Here is a 19,519-nt window from a genome sequence, read left to right as displayed (position 1 = left end):
TAACGGATGTAACGGATGTCAGGAAGAAGAAGGAAGAAGGAAGAATAAAAATCCCGAACAAAAGTATTATAACTATTTCACTGGACATCCTATGAGCGATCGTCCTCGGTCGATCAATTTTTGATTTTTGAGTGGATAATTGAAGAAGCGTTATAATAAACAAAAAATTAAGTTTTGTAAAGACCCTTGACTGCAACATTCACACCCAAAAACAGCCGCACCTGGCACGCTCTCAACCCTCTGTGGCAAGGAGCCGAAGACGCAGTACAGAAGGGTTTGCCCCACACCAAGCTCGCACCGGCATGGCAAATACTGCTCCTAGGCGACGGTTCCCCCACCCGTCACCTGCAACTGCTGACAGGGGAACCCACAGAAGTAGATGTGATCGATATGTCTTTAGTGGGTGAAGACGCAGACGGCGCGCCCCAGCAAATTGTCGCGGTTCCGGGGCCGCGCCTGCGCCGACAAGTGTGGCTGCGAACAGCTTCTGGACAGCGGCTAGCCTATGCAACTTCTTGGTGGGAAGCGAGCCACGTAGACGAATATTTACAAAATAAATCTTTGCCAATTTGGGCTAGTTTAGCGAGACTGCGGACAGAATTGTATCGCGATGTGCAGGGCATTTATTGCGGTAATTCGGCTGCTTTGGAATCAGCGTTTGAAGAGTCGGGGCCTTTTTGGGGGCGACACTATTTGTTTTGGCATCACGGGAAGCCATTGACTCTGATTTATGAGGTTTTTTCTCCTTATTTAACTAAGTATTTGGGGTCGATGCAATTGGATGTTGATTAAGGCTTAGATCTTGCACCATTATCAATCAGGCTTTCAGGGTGGGCTAGAAGCCCAACCCCTACTCCCCACAATAAAATTCATCTATTGTGGAACAGGCCGGAAAGCCTGTTCTTAAGAATAGTTCCGCCGAAATTTTACTCGCAAACCGTCGCGGGGATGGGGAGTCGGTACTCGGATTAAATTCAAATCTTGATCCGGTAAAAGCTCCCATTCAAACTCCCGAACAATCTTTGCCGCAAACAACTTCATTTCTAACCGGGCAAATTCTTTGCCCAAACATTCTCGCAAACCTCCACCAAATGGCACGTAACTGAACGGTTTTGCCGATCGCTCGGAGTTAAATCGATCGGGATCGAAGCGATCGGGTTCAGGATAAAGTTGACTATCCTGATGGGTTTGATTAATCTGAGAAAGCACAGTCCAACCCTTTGGAATTTCATAGCCGCCGAACTCACAAGCATTAATGACTGTCCGAAAAATACCTCCCACTGGTGGAACTAAACGCAGCACTTCTTGCAGCACCTGTTCTAAATAGGTCATTTGTTTGAGTTGTTCCAATGTTAGGGGTTCCGTAGCGGGGAACTGCTGCTGTTCGGTGCGGGCTTTTGCCATCACATCGGGATGTTGAGCTAGGAGAAGACAAAAAGAGGCGATCGCCGAAGTTAAAGTTTCGTGTCCCGCAAACAACAGCAACAGCACTTGATCTTTTAACTCCTCCAAACTCAAACTATTTCCCTCGTCATCGCGAGCCGAAATCAGCAAACTCAAAGCATCATTGCCACTTGGAGTTCCTTGCTGGCGATCGCGAATAATCTTTTCAAGTTCTGCCAACAGTAACTTTCTGCTATTTTTCGCTTTGCCAAACTTAGTCCAAGGCACATCTAAAGGAATCGAAAATAAACCGTTAGACCAAGTTTCAAAGTTATGTCCTAGCGCCGTTTCCGAACCATTTTTAATCCCTACTAACAACTTACCGGCCACATCAAAAGTATAATTTCTCAGTTCAGGATACCAAGTCATGGTTTCCATTTTGACCCATTTTTCCAAATAGCGCTGAGTAATATTTTCCATCGCGCCGATGTAGCCTGCCAAAGATCGTGGCTGAAACGCTTGGTACAGCAACTTGCGCCGATTTTGGTGGTTAGCACCCGTTTGCAGCGCCAAGGAAAGCGGCCCTAAAAGCGCTTTCGTACTCGGAGGAAAACTCACAACAAAATATTTGTTGTCATTGCTTAGAACAAACAAACTAGCCTCTTGGCCACGCATAAACACGGTAGGCTGTCCGAAAAGGCTGGTTTTGAAAAGGGGCCCGTACTGCTGGTGGCGTTTTTTGGCGAATTGGGAATCTTGCAAAAAGTTGAGGGTATCGCCAATTAGGGGTAAACCGAAACTGCCGGGAGGTAATGCCATTTTAGATTTTAGATTTTAGATTTTAGATTTTTAATATCATATCAATTTTAGTTGGAGGGTGGGCAATACGCACCAGACAAATTTCTGGTAAAATAACTTTTTTCTGTTTGTAGCCTGTAGGGTGCGTCAGTCTTAAGGTTAGTACAAAAAAATCGGGTTTTCTAACTGACGAACCTTAGTATTTTCGCCGACAAAGCAATTTAATTTTCTGTCCTTTTAATCGGAATCTCGATGATAAATTCAGTGCCTTTCCCTACCACAGAAAAACACTTAATTTCACCTTTATGTTTTTCGACAATAATTGAATGGGAAATCGCTAAACCCATCCCCGTTCCTGAACCGATCCGTTTGGTAGTATAGAACGGGTCAAATATCCGTTGCTTGACTTGATCGGTGATACCTGCACCGTTATCAGCAATTCTAATCACAGCGAGAGTACCTTCTACCTCTGTACGAATGCGGATAATTCCCGGATTTTCGAGCGGTTCTTGTAACACGTCAATAGCGTTAGCAATAATATTCATAAACACCTGATTTAACAGTCCAGCGTAGCACTCCACGAGTGGCAATTTTCCGTATTCTTTAACGATTTGAATGGCGGGGCGATGGTACTCCGTAGCCGCTACGCTATCGGGATGAACTTTCAGACGGTGTTCTAAAATCATCAATGTGCTGTCGATGCCTTCGTGAATGTTAACCTTTTTCATGTCAGATTCATCGAGGCGAGAGAAATTCCGCAAACTCCGCACGATATCCCGGATGCGAGTTGCTCCCACCTGCATAGAAGAGAGCATTTTCGGCAAGTCGTCTAGCACAAAATCCAGCTCTAAAACTTCTATTTCCTCCTGAATCGCTGGAGAAGGTTCCGGGTATTCATCTCGATACATTTGCAGTAGTTTCATCAGGTTTCTGGTGTATTCTTCTGTGTAGGTAAGATTGCCGAAAATAAAGCTGACTGGGTTATTGATTTCGTGGGCAATTCCTGCTACCATCTGACCGAGACTTGACATTTTTTCTGCCTGCACGAGTTGAGTTTGAGCTTGCTGGAGTTCGCACAGAGTTACTTCGAGTTTGGCAGCTTGTTCTTGCGCTATTCGAGCTGAATCGACGCTTTTAGTGTAAAGTTCAGATTGACTAATGGCGATTGCCAATTGATCACCAATTGCCTCCATTAACTCCACTTCCTCTTTTGTCCACTTACGCACCTCGCTGCAAGAAATGCAGCTAACAACACCAGTTAAACCCCCGGCACTTTTAATTGGCAAATCCAAGACAGACTTGTAACCCACCTGCAAAAAGAATTCCCTTTCTACTGGATTGCTGAAAGTTGCAACATCATCTATTTGATAAACTTCCAAATTAGCGATTTTTTGCGGCAGCGTGCCCGTTGGGTCAGCAGGGTAATAACCCAAAAGCGAGAACAAGTCGTCATTTTTAGATTCGTGGACGACATCCCAAGCAGGTGGCGAAGCGTCGGGCAAATACCAGATAAACACACAGCGATCGACTTGCAGCAAGTCGCGAATTTGCTGCACAGTTGTTGCTAAAATAGTACCTAAATCCAGAGATTCGCGGATATTGCTAGCTAACTGGTTCAGCAGCGCTTCCTGCTCCGCTAATTTGCGGAATCTCGCTTCCGACTTTTGCAACTGTCTTTGAGATTCTTTTTGTTTTGTAACGTCCAAACCCAAACCGATTAAGCCGATCGCGTTACCAGAATCATCTTTTACCTTAGTTTTAATTGTCTCCAAATAATGTTCTTTACCATCCGCAAGCTGCATCATTTCTTCAGAATAACAGGGAATATCTTGGCTCCACGCTTGCGCGTCAGATTCCATGCAGTTAGCGGATGCTTCTAATCCCAAAACTTCGGAATAGTGAGACGCTGCTAAAAATCTTGATTCAGGTATAGCCACATCTTCGCAGAAAGTTTTGTTAATTAATAACATCCGCCCGCTAGCATTTGTCAGCCATACCCAGATCGGAGCGTTGTCAATAATTGCCCTCAAAGTTTGCTGTTGTCTGGCGAGAGCTTCTTCTGTTTGTTTCCGCTTAATTCCCAGGGCGATCGTATCGGCACTTGACGCCAAAGCAATCAGCGTTGATTCGTTCAACTCTTGGCGAGCAAACATCGCGATTACTCCCAGCAACTGATTGTCAATAATTAGCGGATATCCAGCAAAAGCCACCATTCCTTCTCGTGAGGCCCATTTTTTGTCCTGGATTAGGGGATCTTCTTTCACACAATTAGTGATGTGAGGTTGTCGCTCCAGGGCGATTAAACCAATCTTGAACTCGCCGACAGCAATGCGGCTGTGAGCGCCGTCAATATGAGTATATATCCCCGCGCTTGCTTGCAGTTGCAATACATTTCTGTCTTCATTCAATGTCCAAATCCGAGCAAAGGCAACATCCAAATGGCGCACAACTGCATCGGCGCAATATTGCAAAGTTGTACGCAAACCCTGGTTTTGAGTTAGAACAATTCCCACATCTGCTGTGAATAGAGAAAGTTTCAATTGTTCTGCTAAAGCTTGTTCTGCTATTTTGCGCTCTGTAATGTCCGTAGCAGCACCGAGACGCTGCTTAATTTTTCCCTCCTCGGTTCTGCTAAATACAATATTCCGGCTGACTAACCAGTGCAAACAATTTTGTCGATCGCGTACCCGATATTCGTACTCAATAACTTCGCCGTCGGGAGCATTTTCTAATTGCTGAAAATAGCCGGGAAACTTAGCTAAGTCGTCAGGGTGAATGATGGTGGGCAGTAGATTTCTGCCCATGTTTTCAACTTCTTCGGCGGTGTAGCCCAGGGTATCAGTGATTTCGCGGTTGCTGTAGATATTTCGCTGCTCGGTTTCGTCGTAAACAAAGAGAAGATTCGGACTGGTATTGGCAATTCGCTCAACAAAACGCTGGCTCTCTTGCAGCGCTGCTTCTGCTTGTTCTTGAGCGGTAATGTCGCGGCCGACACCATAGATCAATTCTTCCTCGCAGAAACGGGTAGCAGTCCAGGCTATCCACTTGTAAGAACCGTTGCGACAGCGCCAGCGGTTTTCAAACCCAACGGTATTATTCCCCGCAGCAATACTTTCAGCTTCTTTTAAAGTAGCTTCGCGATCGTCTGGATGCACGAATTCAATGAAGAGTTGGCCAATCATTTCTCCTGGGGAATAGCCGAGGATTTTTTCTGCTGCTGGGTTGATGAGTGTTATATAACCGTCAAAACTAAGGACGCACAGCAGATCTAGCGAGAGGCTAAAAAAGCGATCGCCCCGGTTGGGTTCGCTGGATGGGCGATCGTTTTGGGCTACGACAGCAGATGCGTTTGAGCGCGCCGATACTGCCAAAAAGACAATATTTGCTATTGCCAAAAATCCCAGGGCGAGTTGGCTATCGTAGAAATTATCACCGCTGCCAGCTACGAGCCACCCGTTTAAGACAAGCAGTACAATTATCAAAATTGAGAATAAAGTGCCAGGGGCGATCGTCCCTAAGCTGATTTTTTTTTCATACTGCTTGCTGCCTTCTGCCTTTTCTATTCGGGTGACTGCTGCCGTAATTTTTTTCCACAACACTTGCAGCACTTTCACCAATTTAGTGCTTTTGGATTCTTCTAGTTGAACTGAATGTTTCATTCTTTTACTCTAGAGTTACTTTGAGTTGTGCTGATTTAAGAATTACAATAAAGATGTTTAAATATTATAAATATTTCCTATTTGGCGAGCTCTAGTATTGGATAATTACGTAAATTTACGCAATACGAGGCGATAATTAAGTGTATTTACGGAAGTAGCAACCAATCTCTTTTTAGCTTGGGTACCCATTTTATAATTTTTCCGACTCATCGAGAGAGTTTACTTATAATACTACGCGACATATTGTTGTTAGTCATTGGACATTTGGCCTAATTTCGCTAGTCCTGGACGCAGAAACTCGCACTCCTGGGTGCATAACCTAATTATGTAGGCGGCCTCTGAAGCTGCTTACTGTGTTAGAGTAGCGTGTTATACCCCACTGTTTGCGTCTAGAAATAACAGGGTTTGATGTAGGAAAATACTGCGTGAAGCGCCCTGGCTGTGGTTTGAAAAACCCGGAATGTTAGTCAAGTTCAAGCAGGTAGAATTTGACCATAAATTATGAAGGTAAAATAAAGATAAACTGCTAATTTGGGAAGATAAAAGGAAAAAAATCTTCGTAGCAGTTTTTCCTAGCCCGATATGTTCGCGCGTAATGGCTAATTAGTAATTGGTAATTGATACGAGTTTAAAACACTAAATATCAATTTTGTTCTGATTCATCTGCAGGCGACGGGGGCCACGCAGCTTGGCGACCTAGTTGCTGTTGCCGAATTCGCTCCAAATTCCCTGCTGGAATAGAAGCTATAAGTTGCCGCGTGTAAGCTTGCTGCGGTTGGCGGTAAATGCGCTCAGCAGTGCCAATTTCCTCGATTTTACCTTTGTTCATGACGATCGCGCGATCGCTCATAAACTTGACCACGCTCAAATCGTGAGAAATAAAAATATAAGTCAGTCCAAACTCTGTTTGCAACTCCTTCAGCAAATTTAAAACTTGCGCCTGCACGGACACATCTAATGCCGAAACCGACTCATCGCAAATAATAAACTTAGGATTCAAAGCCAAAGCTCTAGCAATACAAATTCTCTGCCGCTGTCCGCCCGAAAACTCGTGAGGGTAGCGCCGCATAAAATCTGGATTTAAACCCACTCTATCCAACAAATAAGCGGCGCGATCGCGCTGTTCTTTCTGGTTCTTACCAAAACGGTGAATCACCATCGGTTCCATCACCGCATCCCCAACATTTAGGCGCGGATCGAGAGAACTAAAAGGGTCTTGAAAAATAATTTGCATATCGCGCCGCAGCCAGCGCAATTTGCGATCGTACTCTTTTTTCATCCGATAATTAGCCATCCACTGCGATGCCGAAATACTTTTCGCAGGAGGCGTAATTTCTTGGCCTTCAAAAAACACTTTACCGCTGGTGATTGGAATTAATTGCAGCAAAGCTCTCGCCAAAGTAGATTTGCCGCAGCCAGACTCGCCCACCAAACCCAAAGTCTCGCCCGGATAAACCTCAAAAGAAATATCGTTTACCGCCATAAACAAGCGTTTAGTTTCGCCAAACATTCCCTGCACCGGAAAACCGACTCCCAGGTTATCAACAGCTAGTAAAGGCTGGGAAATATTCGGCAGCCGCGGCGGTTTTCCTATGGCAAAAGCGGGATTTCCCCCGCTGTTGTCGCCGTCTAAATCGGCATTTTTCTCGACAATTACTAATTCGCCGCTAGCATTGGTGGTGACATCCATAAAATCGGAAACTGTCGGCAAGCGGCGCAGTTGCCGATCGAGAGTTGGGCGGCAAGCTAACAGACCTTTTGTGTAAGGATGTTGGGGATTGCTGAAAATTTGTTCGATCGCACCGCACTCAACAATCTTGCCTCGGTACATCACAGCCACCTTATCGCCAATTTCCGCAATGACGCCCAAATCGTGAGTAATAAAAATCATTGCCATGCCTCTAGAGTCCCGCAACTCGCGCAGCAAAGCTAAGATTGTTGCCTGCACGGTTACGTCCAAAGCCGTGGTCGGTTCATCAGCAATTAATAAAGTTGGATTGCAAGAAATGGCCATTGCAATCATCACGCGCTGGATTTGACCGCCTGAGAGTTCGTGGGGATAGCGATCGAGCATAGCTTGTTTTTGACCGTTGACGAGCTGCATCAAATCGCGATCGTCCTCCATAAGTGCTTGATTCCCCGCAGCAGTCCGGGAATGCTCTTGCCGCAAAGCCAAACACCGCTGCCTTATCTCATCGTCGGCCGGTAGCAGCTTCACTTCTTGCAGCAGAGAAGCAGCTTGGCGCCGCGCTTCTGTCTGCGACACCTGTTGGTGCAAACAAATGGCTTCTGTGAGTTGAAATCCGATCGTATAAACGGGATTTAGCGAACTCATCGGCTCTTGAAAAATCGTCGCAATCTGGCTGCCCCGGTATGTTTGTTTTTCCCTGTCCGGCATTTCCAGCAGATTCACAGGCCCATTGCTAGCGCCGTCTTTTGTCGGAGAAAACCAAATTTCGCCATCGATTTTCGTTGACGAACTCGACAGCAAACCCATAACCGCGAGGGATGTTACCGATTTTCCCGACCCCGACTCTCCCACGATGCCCAGAGTTTGCCCTCGCTTGACCTCAAAGGAAATGCCGTCAACCGCTTTGACGGTTGCAGACGCATCGCCTGCGTCCGCAGATTGAAATTGAACCCGCAGGTTGCGAACTTCTAGGACGGTTTCACTCATGGAAGTCTATGGCAAAAATTAAAGGGAGATTAAGTGGATTGTAGCAGGGCCTGTTCAAGGCAGAAGGCACGGGGAAAGTTTTAAGATTGCTTCGTTCCTCGCGAAGCGTGGCAATCAGAAAACTCAGAGCTAGTTATAGCGGATCTCAATCAGGTGAGGTACTCGCCGGCTGTCTTACCAATTTCGCAATCGAAAATCGAAAATCGAAAATCGAAAATCCCAATCAGTACCTCACTCAATTGACAATTGCCATAAGTGCCTTCTGCCTGCAATTTTCCTCAAAAACCGATGATTTGAGTGTCAGCAGGAAGTGCAGTGGCTTCGGAGACCTTTTTAAACACGGTTGCCTGTTCGTTTAAGGCATTAGGTCTCGCCTGTCCGGGATTGGTGCCTTGCAACTGAAGACGCATTTGACCTTCGGCAGTCAACTCAAAAACAGTCTCAACGGTTTGTGTGCTGCTGAGGCCGACATCAAGGTGCATCGGTTTTTCACCGAGATTAACTTTGTACCTCATTTCTTGGGCGCGGACCGCTCCGTCGGGGCCTTTAGCCATGAGGAACAATTTGCCTTCTGGGGCAAAGATGAAGGTGAAAGACTGACCTGAGGCTGTGCCTTGCCATTGGCCTAGAAGTTGCGTGTCGATGTTGCTGGTGGCCGGGGCTGTAGCTTCAGCAATTGTTGGTGTTGCTGCAGATGCGGGGCCGGGTGAGGCGTTGAAGCTAATGAGGATGCCCAAGCAAAGGCTACCTGCGATCGCTTTACCAATCATTTTTGAATTAGACATGAGACAGATCTAAAAATTGGTTATTTGTTTTGTACACTGTAGCGGTAAAACCGTACATTAGTTTAGTTTAAATTCCTTTTAGGGATAGATATAGATTGAGGTTCAAACCTGCAACGCAGTTGTCATCGCCGGACTAAAGCTTTTCCTGAGCTTGTTGAAGGGTCATTCGATTTTAGATTTTAGATTTTAGATTTTGGATTGACCCCACGGATAAATTTGGGGGGTTGAGGATTTGAGATTTTAGATTGTGGATTGATTCCACGGATAAATCACGTGGCGAGTACCACCTTTGAAATTCGCTTGTCACGGGGCTTTCAGTTTTTTTGATTGTTGTAAAATCCAATACAAATCCGGCTTAAGCTGCACAGTTCGCTGTTCTGAGTAGATTGTTCTTAACTCAAAACAGCTAATTGACTATTGCGTTCGATCGCACCCCCAGATAGTTTGGCAAATCGATCGCATTAATAATCTTTCATTAATTTTTTTCAGGATCGGGTTCGACTTGTTCTGTCGGAGATTCCGGCGCGGGTTGCTGTGGATTTCGCGATCGTTTCATGCGATCCAGTGCCTCTGCGTAAGACCAAGCCACGCTCACAAGAAAAGCTTTCGCCATGCCGGACAAATTTTGTGCATCCTCGGTTTCAGGCGCTTCAGCTTTTTGGTTGCCGTCGTTCATCATGTTTTTGTTTTCTCCCGGGCAGGTTTGTCTAGCGATTTTTTGCAGTGTGCGATCGATACCCACAAATTATGATTTTTCTTGCACCCGCACCCTACTTATCTTTGAGGATATGACCTTGATTACCACGAATAATATCATAAATACGCTGATTGGATGACCGAATCAGAAAGATACTTTAACTTCGCTGGTGGCCCGCAACACTTACTCCTGCTGAAAAGTGTGCTTGTAAGTTTCGATAATTTCATGAATAGCTTGATTCTTTGCCGGACTACTTTCATAAATTAAAATAACTATTTATTTTAGAGTTTTCTCTAATCAGAATTCCAAAGCTGTTGAGAAACTGCCCGGAGCCGTCTAATACGGTTAGCCCTTGCCGAAAGCTAGGGGCAATAACTGCCTTGACAAACTCCTGCTATTCTGATTCATCAATTGTCTCGCATCCCGGTTTTGTTAAGCCAAAATACAGTTCATCTTTGAGGAGATTTGTTTGCTTGGCATTAGTCTCCGAAGTTTCGGGAAGTTGAGCGCGGGCAATTGTCGCAGGAGAAACAGGCAAGATGAACAGCAGGCCTGTCAAGCAAAGACTGTTAATATATTTATTCATCAGGAATTACGCAGAAATTCTATATTGTGGGCTATTGTTTCTAGCGTGCCCTTGAAATGCTGATTGAGAATCCTGCAATATCTCAGTTTTAACCACCGAGTCTGATCAACGGTTTTTTAACCCATATTTGATTTAATTTAACCACAGAAAAAACTTCCAACTCAAAAACCCGGTTTCACCTGAGAAACTGGGTTTTTGAGCGTCTGTTCTAGTTTATTTATGCTCGCCTACTTGATTGCGTCTGCCGTATTAAGTAGCTCAACTTATTTAAACGTCAAACTTTTGAGGTGTTCAGAAACCCGGAAGGGCGAGCACTCTTGGCTGCGCCCCGAAAGCAATCAGGTTTCTCAAAGTGTTATATTTTTTTAGGTGGAGCTACTAATCCTTTAATTCGCGGATACTTCTCTTAGCAGTGTCTTGATACATCTCCCCCATTTCTTTCACGGCTGCTCCTGCCTCTTGGCCAATCTTCTGGGCTCGTTCGCCGGGAGAGTCTGAGGTTTCGCGAGCTTCTTGCCTCCATTCCCGTGTTGTTTGGGGTCTTTCAGGATTGTTGAGCTCAGATTTTGAGCTGGCTTGCGCGCCAAAACCTTTGTTACTGCTTCCCGAATCAACATTTGTTGTTAGGAGCAGAAAACCGACTAGGACAACACTCAAAAAACTTTTGACTTGAAAACCCTTAAGCAGGGAACTGATGCGAGCAATGGCTGTGGAAATCAAATTCATCTCAGTAATACTCCCTAAGTTAATTGGTGATAATTTTCAAGATTTTTTCATCTAATTGACTCGCTCCAAAATCAGCAGCTAATGCGAGGTAAAGCCAACTTAGCTTTAACTTGCTATTAACCACTTAAATAGAGTTATAGGCTAGCGATAAAATCTGGTAAACACGCCACCTATGTGTCAGCCAATTAGCTTTTTCACACATGAATATCACGTTAACAGCCGCCAAATATTTCTACCTCTAACTAAAGTCATAACTTAGTTAGAAGCAAAAAACATATTTTTATACACATGGTTAGACAATTTTTAATCAATCATGCTCTGCAGGGCAAATTCTTATTGCAAGCGATCGCCCGTTTTCACGTCAAACCAGTGCAGCAACTGAGGCGGAAAAACCAGCTCTACAATTTTGGAATTCCAGTGGCGGTCATTTGGCAGCAAAGCCCGCACCGTTACTGAGTCCACACCTTTAACTCGGACGCTAACTAAATTTTGCATTCCCAAGTTTTCCACCAAATAAACCTCACCTTTAATTGCCTCTGGGGCCGCTATATTGCCGGCCTCTGCATCTGCAAAACCGACGTGTTCCGGGCGAATTCCTAACACAATTTCTGGCGGCACAGTCGGCATATTGGGGAGTGGAACTCCAAAATCGCCTAACATCGCAAAATTGCCCTGGCATTTAAGCACTAGCAAATTCATTTGCGGGCTGCCCACAAAACCGGCTACAAACTGATTTGCAGGACGGGTATAAATTAAGTGTGGCGGGTCTAGCTGCTGCACGCTGCCACTGTTGAGAACGGCGACTTTGGTAGAAAGCGTCATTGCTTCGGTTTGGTCGTGAGTTACGTACACTACAGGAGCTTTTTGGGAGGAAAATAATTGTTTGAGTTCTGCCCTAACTTTTTCCCGCAATAATGCGTCGAGATTGCTCAAAGGTTCGTCTAGCAAAAATACTTCCGGTTGGCGCACTAATGCGCGGCCGAGGGCCACTCGCTGCCGCTGTCCGCCTGATAGTTTTCCTGGCTTGCGATCGATTAATTCCGTCAATCCGAGGGAGGTTGCAACTTCCGTCACTAATCGGTTGATTTCGCTAGAGGAGATTTTCCGAAGTTTGAGGCTCGACGCCATGTTCTCGTATACTGTCATGTGCGGATAAAGCGCGTAACTTTGAAAAACCATTGCAATATCGCGATCGCCCGGTCTGAGATAAGTGACATTGCGATCGCCAATTCTAATCTCGCCTCTAGTCGGCTGTTCCAACCCTGCAATTAACCGCAGCGTCGTAGATTTGCCACACCCCGACGGCCCCAGCAAAGTCAGAAATTCTCCTTCGCTGACATCCAAACTAATGTCTTTTACGGGAACTACTTTAGGGCTGTAGGTTTTATTGAGGTTTTTGAGTTGCAATTTTGCCATGATTTTTAAAGTGTTGACTGTTGACTGTTGACTGTTAACTGTTAACTGTTGACTGTGTTGTTTGACTCGTTCCCAGCAAGAGCCCCGGAACCAGTTCAATCTAAAATCTAAAATCTAAAATCTAAAATCGATTTATCCTTTTACGGCCCCCGCAGTTAAACCCTGAACAATGCGCCGCTGGAACACCAAAACCAACAAAACCAAGGGCAAAGTTCCCAAAACGGTAGCTGCGGCGATCGGGCCGTAAGGAATCTCAAACACTGACACCCCGCTGAGTTGAGCCGTGGCGACAGGAATAGTTTTCAGAGATTCGCGAGTCATAAATGTTAGTGCAAAAATAAACTCGTTCCAAGCTGAAATAAATGTCAAAATTCCAGTTGTGACTAACGCCGGAAATGTCATCGGTAGTACGATTTGCCACAGCATTTGGAAAGTGTTGTATCCGTCTACTTTAGCCGCATCTTCCAAATCTTTTGGCAACTGTTGAAAGAAACTTCGCATTACCAAAATTGTCAGCGGCAGATTGATAGCAGTGTAAGGAATAATTAATGCTAAATAATTATTGCCTAAATCCAAAGCTTTGACAATTTCCAGCAGTCCCAAAAATAGCAGCACCGCCGGAAATAGCGTCACAATCGTCACAGTTGCCAAGATGATTCTCTCGCCCCACAGCCGCAACCGGGCTAAAGCGTAAGCTGCGGGAGCGCCTACTGCTAAACACAGTAATGTTGAAGTAATCGAAACAAAAGCGCTATTTAAAATGTAAAGTGCAAACGGGCGACGTTGGAACAGCGACAGGTAATGCTCGAAAGTAATTCGTTTGGGAATGTAGACGTTTGGAATCGCTGAAATATCCGCATTTACTTTGAAAGAAGTTAGCACCTGCCAGATAATGGGTGCGAGAAAATATGCGACGATTAATATCGCTGAAATTGGCAAGATTAATTGCCGGATGTCAAAGGTTTTTTTGCTAGGTTGTTCGCGGGCGATCGACATAATTTATACCAATCAAATAAATGTGCAACTGTGGGTTATCTCAAATCTACAATCCCCAATCTAACATCGTCTTAGTTTCCTCCGGCTGCATTGGTGCGGGCTCTCGATAACAAATAAGCGGCGATCGCAACTGCTGCCACTAACATCAAAAAAGTACACACCACCAAAGCCGCCCCGTACCCAAAGTCTAAATACCTCATGACCGTGCTGTAAATGTAGATAGAAACCGTCTCCGTTGCCCCCGCCGGCCCCCCTCCCGTCATCACCTGAATCAAGTCAAAAATGCCGAAAGATTGGGCAAATCGAAACAGCAAAGCAATCACAATTTGGGGCATGAGCAGGGGAACGGTAACTTGACGGAAACTCTGCCAGTTACTGGCGCCGTCAATCGCGTGGGCTTCGTACAAATCACCGGGAATTGACTGCAATCCCGCTAGCAAAAGCAAGCTGACAAAGGGCGTAGTTTTCCACACATCTGCTGTAATTACTGCCATCATTGCCAAAGTCGGATCTCCAAGCCAACTAATGCTATTTTTAATCAATCCCAAACGCATCAAAATATCGTTAATTACGCCGTATTGGTCATTAAAAATCCACGCCCAAGCTACTCCCATCAATGCAGTGGGCAGCGCCCAAGGTAGCAAGGAGATTGTGCGAACAATGCCGCGCCCTGTGAAAGATTGATTTAAGACTAAGGCAATGCCCATACCGAGAATTAATTCCAGCACAACAGAGGCGACAGTAAATACAGTGGTGTTGCCTAAAGTTTGCCAGAAACGCCCGTCGCCTAACATTCGACTGTAGTTAGCAAAACCGGAAAAAACCAGTTTTAATTCTGTACCGAGGTTTTGGGTGAATAAACTCAGCCAAAAAGCGCGCAATATTGGGTAAGCAAATACTAGCAGCAGAATTATCAAAGCTGGTGCTACTAATATCCATCCGGTTGTTTGTTCGCGCTCTCGCATCTTGTCTAATTGCATATTTTTCACCTTTTTCTCGTTTAATCTTAATAAGATGGACTTTGTATCTCTCGCTTGTAGCCGAGTCTCGATCCCCCTAAATCCCCCTTAATAAGGGGGACTTTGAAGGTTCCACTTCTTCCCTTTTTAAAAAATACTTTAAAGGTTCCAGTCCCCCCCTTATTAAGGGGGGCTAGGGGGGATCGATATGAAAGCAAGAAGTTACGAAGCTTGGGGTTGTTTCAAACTGCCTAATAAATTGCGAGTTTCGCTAGCTGCTGCTTTCATTGCTTGTTCTGCACTCATTCTCCCGGTAAAAGCTGAACTCAAATAACGCTGCAAAATATCAGAAGCTTGAGCGTATTGTGCCAGGGGCGGGCGCAAAGCTGACCGTTCCACTACTTTTAGCAGTTGCGGGTAGTGGGGATATTTGGCAACTATTTCTTTGTTGGTAAATAGGGATTTATAACTGGGAACTAAACCGGTTTGTAAAATAAATTTGCGCTGGGTTTCCTCGCTGGTAAGGTACTGAATTGCTTTCCACGCTTGTTCTGGATGTTTTGAGGTTTTGGCAATTCCCCAGCCCCAGCCGCCCAAGCAGGAACCGCCTGTTTTACCCGTACTGCTGAGCATTGGCTCGATCGCAATTTTGCCTCTAACATTCGATCCTTCGGCATTGGCCAGCTTCCAAACATAGGGCCAGTTTCGCAAAAACAGCGCTTTGCCATTTTGAAACAAAAGCCTGGTTTCTTCTTCGCCGTAGGTGGTGACACCCGGAGGAGAAATGCCAGAGGCGATCGTATTTTTGAGAAATTCCACTGCTTTAATTGCCTCCGGTTTATCTAACCCAACTTCAAAAGTTTGAGGGTTTGCCCAGAAGCCGCCAAAACCGGAGAGTACCTCGACAAACATCGCAGATACTCCCTCGTATTGTTTGCCTTGCCACAGATAACCCCAAGTTGCTTTTCCCTGTTTCTGCAAGTTTTGAGAGATTTTTACCATCTCTTCAAAGGTTTTCGGCGCTGGAATTTTCGCTTGTTCTAAAATGTCTTTGCGGTAATAAAGCATTCCGGCATCGGAAGCATGGGGAATTCGGTAAAGTTTGCCCCGATACCGCCCGCCTTCGACGTTACCTTGGATGAATTTTGATAGTTGTTCGGGGGGAATTCTATCTGTCAAATCGCTTACCCAACCTGCGGCTGCAAATTTGGGAACCCAGACAATATCCATGTTGATGATGTCGTAGGGCGATTCGCCTAAAAGAAAGGCAGATGTGTAAAGATTTTCTATGAGGTTGCTGTCAAAAGGCCCTTCTATGAGGTTGATGCGAATCTTGGGGTTTTTCTGTTCAAATTCTTTGACAAAGGGTTTCCAGTTAACAAGGTCTTGACCTTGCATTAACATGGTGAGCACGACTGGCTGTTGAGTCAGTGCCGGCAGAATAAATAAAAGCAAGACGGTGGCTAATGTGACAGCGAATAAGGCTAAAAGACGGGGACGCTTCTGGCTTCGTTGCTGCGGGGAATTTATTTTTTGCATTTGCTTTTGAGAAATGGCGGTGCGCTCGCCTTCTTTCTCTCATAACTCGCTTTCTTTTGTTTCGCTGGATTTACCGAGTTTATGCAATAAAAATTTAAGTAAACTTTAGCTTACTTAATAATGCTTGAGTGAAGAGTGCAAATTTTTATTTAACTAGCTAGAATGGGATTTAAGTAAACATCTATCTACAGATAGATATTGAGAGAATTGTCTGACTTGATAAAAGTCGGCGGTTGAAACAGCTCAAGAGTCAAACTTTCGTCCCTCTCGCTTGAGACTAAAGAATCAACGGGGTATTAAAGCCGGATTTTGTATTACACACTTTTGAGACCCAGCAACCGGGTTTTGTATAGCAACCGCCAAGATGATTAGGACGTTCTTAATCGCACAAACATAAACGGTTGATTGCAACTTCTTCCCTATTCCTTCTTCCCTTAGCTGTTCAACATTTAAATTGTGTGTCAAAAATCAATAAAACTTTTGTGGGACGGGCTTCTAGCCTGTCTCGAATTTCCAATTTAAATGCGTAACAGCTTATTCCCTATTCCTTCTTCCTTCTTCCTTCTTCCTTCTTCCTTGGATCCGTTATATCCGTTACATCCGTTACAGAATCCGCTGCCGAACTTCCTTCTTCCTTCTAAATACAAAAAACACCGCTCCTCAAAACAGGAGAACGGTGTATAGGGGGTGTTATGGGTTGTTGTCTGGGATTAACCTTAACAAATCACGATCGGCTGAGGCTATACCTTGTGATGGTTCAAAAATTGGCACAAACCTGCATGATCGCCCGTTGCTCGATCGACCTTTGGGATTAGCCCAACCATTCCACAACGGCATCTTGCTTGGTATTGGTGCGCCGTTCTGGGGTTTCGCGGTTGAATTTCAAATGGATGGCGCGGTTTTGTTCGCCGTCTGCTGCTACTGCAAAAATTGGATAGTCGATTAAGCCGTCTTGGAAGGACATCTGGAAGCGGAAAGTGCCGTCCGGATTGAGTTTAATCGGCTGTCCGCCTACGTAGACGGTAGCGTCGGGCTCGGTGGCGCCGTAAACGATCAGTTCGGCATCAGCAACTAACCAGAACTGGCGGGGGCGCATCGGGGCGGCGAAGCCAACTCCCGACATACCAACACCGGACATACCGAAACCGGACATGGTGAGGCCGGACATACCGACACCCGACATGGTGAGGCCGGACATACCGACACCCGACGCGGTGAGGCCGGACATACCGACACCCGACGCGGTGAGGCCGGACATGGTGGGAGCCGCCCACATTCCGACGCCGGAGGGGAACACGTAGGAACTGAGAGCTTGTTCGTGGATGCCGACTTGCTGGACGGAACCGGCGACGTGCTGCATGGAACCGAAGATAGAACCGGCTACGCGCAGGGATTCGGCAGATTCTGCCATGCCGAAGATTTGTTCGTAGATAGCGTTTTCGGTGCTGTAACCGAAGCCATTGGCTGCTTGTGCCATTTTCTTGGCCGGAGGAACCAGTTCGGCGAAGGTTTTGCCTTGCAACTCTTCTTCCCAATCGAGGGTGATGAATTGATCTTCAATCCAGTCGCTGGGATAGACGGGAGGAACGCGGACTTCTGCCGATCGAGCCAATACCAGCCAGCGGCCATCTGCACAGCGGTAGCCGATGTCGATCGCGTAGTCTCGATCGCTCACGGGGATTGGCACGTACCATTCCCGCGCCAATTCGTCGCAGGGATATTCTTGAATGCTGTGCGGGCTTTGAATGTCGAGGTTAACATCTGTAACATCGTAGATCCGCAGGGCTAGTTGCTGTCCTCCTTGGCGACGCAACTCTTCTTTGCGATCATTGGGAATGTCCCAGTAAGTGTATGCCCATTCTGGATCGCGTGGCATTAACACAACCCGGCTTTCGCCGTAGCCGTTGGGCAAATCTGCTAAACCTTCATCCACAGACGACAAAGAACCGCCTGTTCTATCTTCTTGACCGAGTTCAAACTTTGCTGCTTCCACTGCTTCTTGTGCCTCTAGTTTGCGAGATGGGCTGTAGGAAAATTTGGTGCGCTGAATTTCTTGAATTGATGCCAGGAGTTGCGATTTCCGCATCCGGCTGTAGCGAGAGACTCCACATTCGCTAGCAACTCTGCGGAGTTGTCGCAAAGTCATCTCTTCTAATGGTGGGCGTTCTTTTGCCATGAGTTCGTTCTCCACTAATTTGGGATGGCGGGTTAGATTTTTTTCTTTCAACACAATTGTGTTGACTTTTTGAGTTAGAAACTCTTTTAAATCCACATATTATCGAGCTTCCAAATCTCTCCAACCTTTGAAGCCTTGCTTGTTTTTAGCTTGTCTTTTCCCCCATGCGATCAAGGGTTTGGACTTATTGGCTTCTGCGCGCACCGTTCGATCTAAATAAAGCTTTATCTGTCGATTCTTGAGTGACAAGATCGATTTTGTGAGTGCGATCGGTGCTGCTAGCAACGCTGTGCTGGCAGCACACGCGCTATTCGACTCCCAGGGCTGCTTAATCCAAGCATTTCTTTGGGATCGCTTTGTCATGACTTAATGTTGCAGACAACTTGCGATCGGGTCAAGGGGTCTTTTGCCTCAATCCTGGGTACTTATACGCATTTTCGTGAGTTTGGGGATCAGTTTGTCAGGGAATCTTGACATTAGGGAGATTTGGGGGATCGGTGTTGCAGCAAATGTCAGAATTTGATGACAAATGGGGATAGGGGGCTGTTGGTGGGTTTGGAGGGTGGGGGCGATCGTTTAGAATGGATAAGCTGTTCTACATTTAAACTGTGTGTCAAAAATCAATAAAACTCTTGTGGGACGGGCTTCTAGCCTGTCCCGAATTTCCCATTTAAATGCGTAACAGCTTATGTCTTTGCAAATATGACAAAGTGGAAGACTTTCTATATAATCCTTCTAACAAGAAGGCTTCGCGGGATCATCCCGATTTTGCAAAAATATTAAACTGCAAATTAACCATTCAAGTAGGCACAACGCAGTTGTAACATTTGAGAAACACTTTCAGATTTATACTGTGAAGAATGAATTTTTTAGCCTTGTACCTATCTGCTTGACGGCTGATTCTACCGCTCCCGATCCGATGGAGGCTGGTTGGAATTACTGACAAGTCTCATTCAATCCGATAACAACTAACTACAGCGTTTCCCGCTATTATGAGGTACAGTAGCAGCAATTAGCAAACCAATTTCTTAAATGTTTAGGGTTCATTAACTTGAGGGCAACTGCAATAATTTTATCAACCATTGATGTGGTAGTTGGAACAAAACTTCGTAAAAAAGATTT

The 19,519-nt window shown here is 45.6% G+C and carries 16 protein-coding genes and 1 pseudogene; 2 read left to right on the top strand and 15 right to left on the bottom strand.

All coding sequences use genetic code 11. The annotated features are described in order from the left end of the window. The first annotated feature begins 186 nt into the window (after positions 1-186). Complete coding sequence (locus QUA10_RS20475) at positions 187-792, top strand: chorismate lyase (protein ID WP_333084404.1); 606 nt, start codon at positions 187-189, stop codon at positions 790-792. Positions 793-903: 111 nt separating this feature from the next. Here QUA10_RS20475 and QUA10_RS20470 read toward each other — a convergent pair whose 3' ends face one another. The 14 genes from QUA10_RS20470 to QUA10_RS20405 all read right to left on the bottom strand — a co-directional run bounded on the left by QUA10_RS20470 (position 904) and on the right by QUA10_RS20405 (position 18,397). After that, positions 904-2,202 (bottom strand): cytochrome P450, encoded by a 1,299-nt coding sequence (locus QUA10_RS20470; protein ID WP_333084403.1) that lies wholly within the window; start codon positions 2,200-2,202, stop codon positions 904-906. A 200-nt stretch (positions 2,203-2,402) separates the two neighbouring features. Continuing rightward, on the bottom strand, positions 2,403-5,840 hold the full coding sequence (locus QUA10_RS20465; RefSeq protein WP_333084402.1) for a PAS domain S-box protein: 3,438 nt from the start codon (positions 5,838-5,840) through the stop codon (positions 2,403-2,405). Between the two features lie 643 nt (positions 5,841-6,483). After that, entirely contained in the window at positions 6,484-8,517 is a 2,034-nt protein-coding gene (locus QUA10_RS20460; RefSeq protein ID WP_333084399.1) for an ABC transporter ATP-binding protein, read from the bottom strand. Positions 8,518-8,795: 278 nt separating this feature from the next. Beyond that, positions 8,796-9,302 carry a hypothetical protein gene (locus QUA10_RS20455; RefSeq protein WP_333084397.1) on the bottom strand — a complete coding sequence of 169 codons (507 nt, stop codon included), beginning with the start codon at positions 9,300-9,302 and terminating at the stop codon, positions 8,796-8,798. 475 nt (positions 9,303-9,777) lie between these two features. After that, a complete protein-coding gene (locus QUA10_RS20450; protein WP_333084396.1) occupies positions 9,778-10,044 on the bottom strand; it encodes a hypothetical protein in 267 nt (88 codons plus the stop codon). Between the two features lie 138 nt (positions 10,045-10,182). Continuing rightward, entirely contained in the window at positions 10,183-10,263 is an 81-nt protein-coding gene (locus QUA10_RS20445; RefSeq protein ID WP_333084440.1) for a hypothetical protein, read from the bottom strand. Continuing rightward, entirely contained in the window at positions 10,256-10,372 is a 117-nt protein-coding gene (locus QUA10_RS20440) for a DUF3574 domain-containing protein (protein ID WP_333084438.1), read from the bottom strand. The genes QUA10_RS20445 and QUA10_RS20440 overlap by 8 nt, the downstream gene beginning before the upstream one ends. A gap of 21 nt (positions 10,373-10,393) precedes the next feature. Continuing rightward, a complete protein-coding gene (locus QUA10_RS20435) occupies positions 10,394-10,585 on the bottom strand; it encodes a hypothetical protein (protein ID WP_333084395.1) in 192 nt (63 codons plus the stop codon). A 378-nt stretch (positions 10,586-10,963) separates the two neighbouring features. After that, positions 10,964-11,311 carry a hypothetical protein gene (locus tag QUA10_RS20430; RefSeq protein ID WP_333084393.1) on the bottom strand — a complete coding sequence of 116 codons (348 nt, stop codon included), beginning with the start codon at positions 11,309-11,311 and terminating at the stop codon, positions 10,964-10,966. A 333-nt stretch (positions 11,312-11,644) separates the two neighbouring features. Continuing rightward, complete coding sequence (locus QUA10_RS20425) at positions 11,645-12,727, bottom strand: ABC transporter ATP-binding protein (RefSeq protein ID WP_333084437.1); 1,083 nt, start codon at positions 12,725-12,727, stop codon at positions 11,645-11,647. Between the two features lie 132 nt (positions 12,728-12,859). Beyond that, a complete protein-coding gene (locus QUA10_RS20420) occupies positions 12,860-13,723 on the bottom strand; it encodes a carbohydrate ABC transporter permease (protein WP_333084392.1) in 864 nt (287 codons plus the stop codon). Positions 13,724-13,794: 71 nt separating this feature from the next. After that, positions 13,795-14,703 carry a sugar ABC transporter permease gene (locus tag QUA10_RS20415; RefSeq protein WP_333084391.1) on the bottom strand — a complete coding sequence of 303 codons (909 nt, stop codon included), beginning with the start codon at positions 14,701-14,703 and terminating at the stop codon, positions 13,795-13,797. A gap of 201 nt (positions 14,704-14,904) precedes the next feature. Further along, positions 14,905-16,221 (bottom strand): ABC transporter substrate-binding protein, encoded by a 1,317-nt coding sequence (locus QUA10_RS20410; protein WP_333084390.1) that lies wholly within the window; start codon positions 16,219-16,221, stop codon positions 14,905-14,907. Positions 16,222-17,032: 811 nt separating this feature from the next. Further along, positions 17,033-18,397, bottom strand: coding sequence for a DUF4912 domain-containing protein (locus tag QUA10_RS20405; RefSeq protein WP_333084388.1), 1,365 nt, complete (start codon positions 18,395-18,397; stop codon positions 17,033-17,035). 238 nt (positions 18,398-18,635) lie between these two features. Here QUA10_RS20405 and QUA10_RS20400 point away from each other — a divergent pair, with 238 nt between their 5' ends. Continuing rightward, positions 18,636-18,767, top strand: a complete 132-nt coding sequence (locus QUA10_RS20400; RefSeq protein WP_333086355.1) for a hypothetical protein — start codon at positions 18,636-18,638, stop codon at positions 18,765-18,767. A gap of 421 nt (positions 18,768-19,188) precedes the next feature. On the opposite strand, the pseudogene QUA10_RS20395 reads toward QUA10_RS20400, so the two are convergent. Beyond that, positions 19,189-19,330 (bottom strand): annotated as a pseudogene (locus QUA10_RS20395) (ISKra4 family transposase); the annotation flags it as partial. Positions 19,331-19,519 lie beyond the last annotated feature (189 nt).

This window comes from Microcoleus sp. Pol8_D6 (assembly GCF_036700965.1).
GTDB lineage: Bacteria > Cyanobacteriota > Cyanobacteriia > Cyanobacteriales > Microcoleaceae > Microcoleus.
The sequence above is the reverse complement of the archived record's forward strand: the minus strand, read 5'-3'. Positions and strand labels throughout refer to the sequence as shown.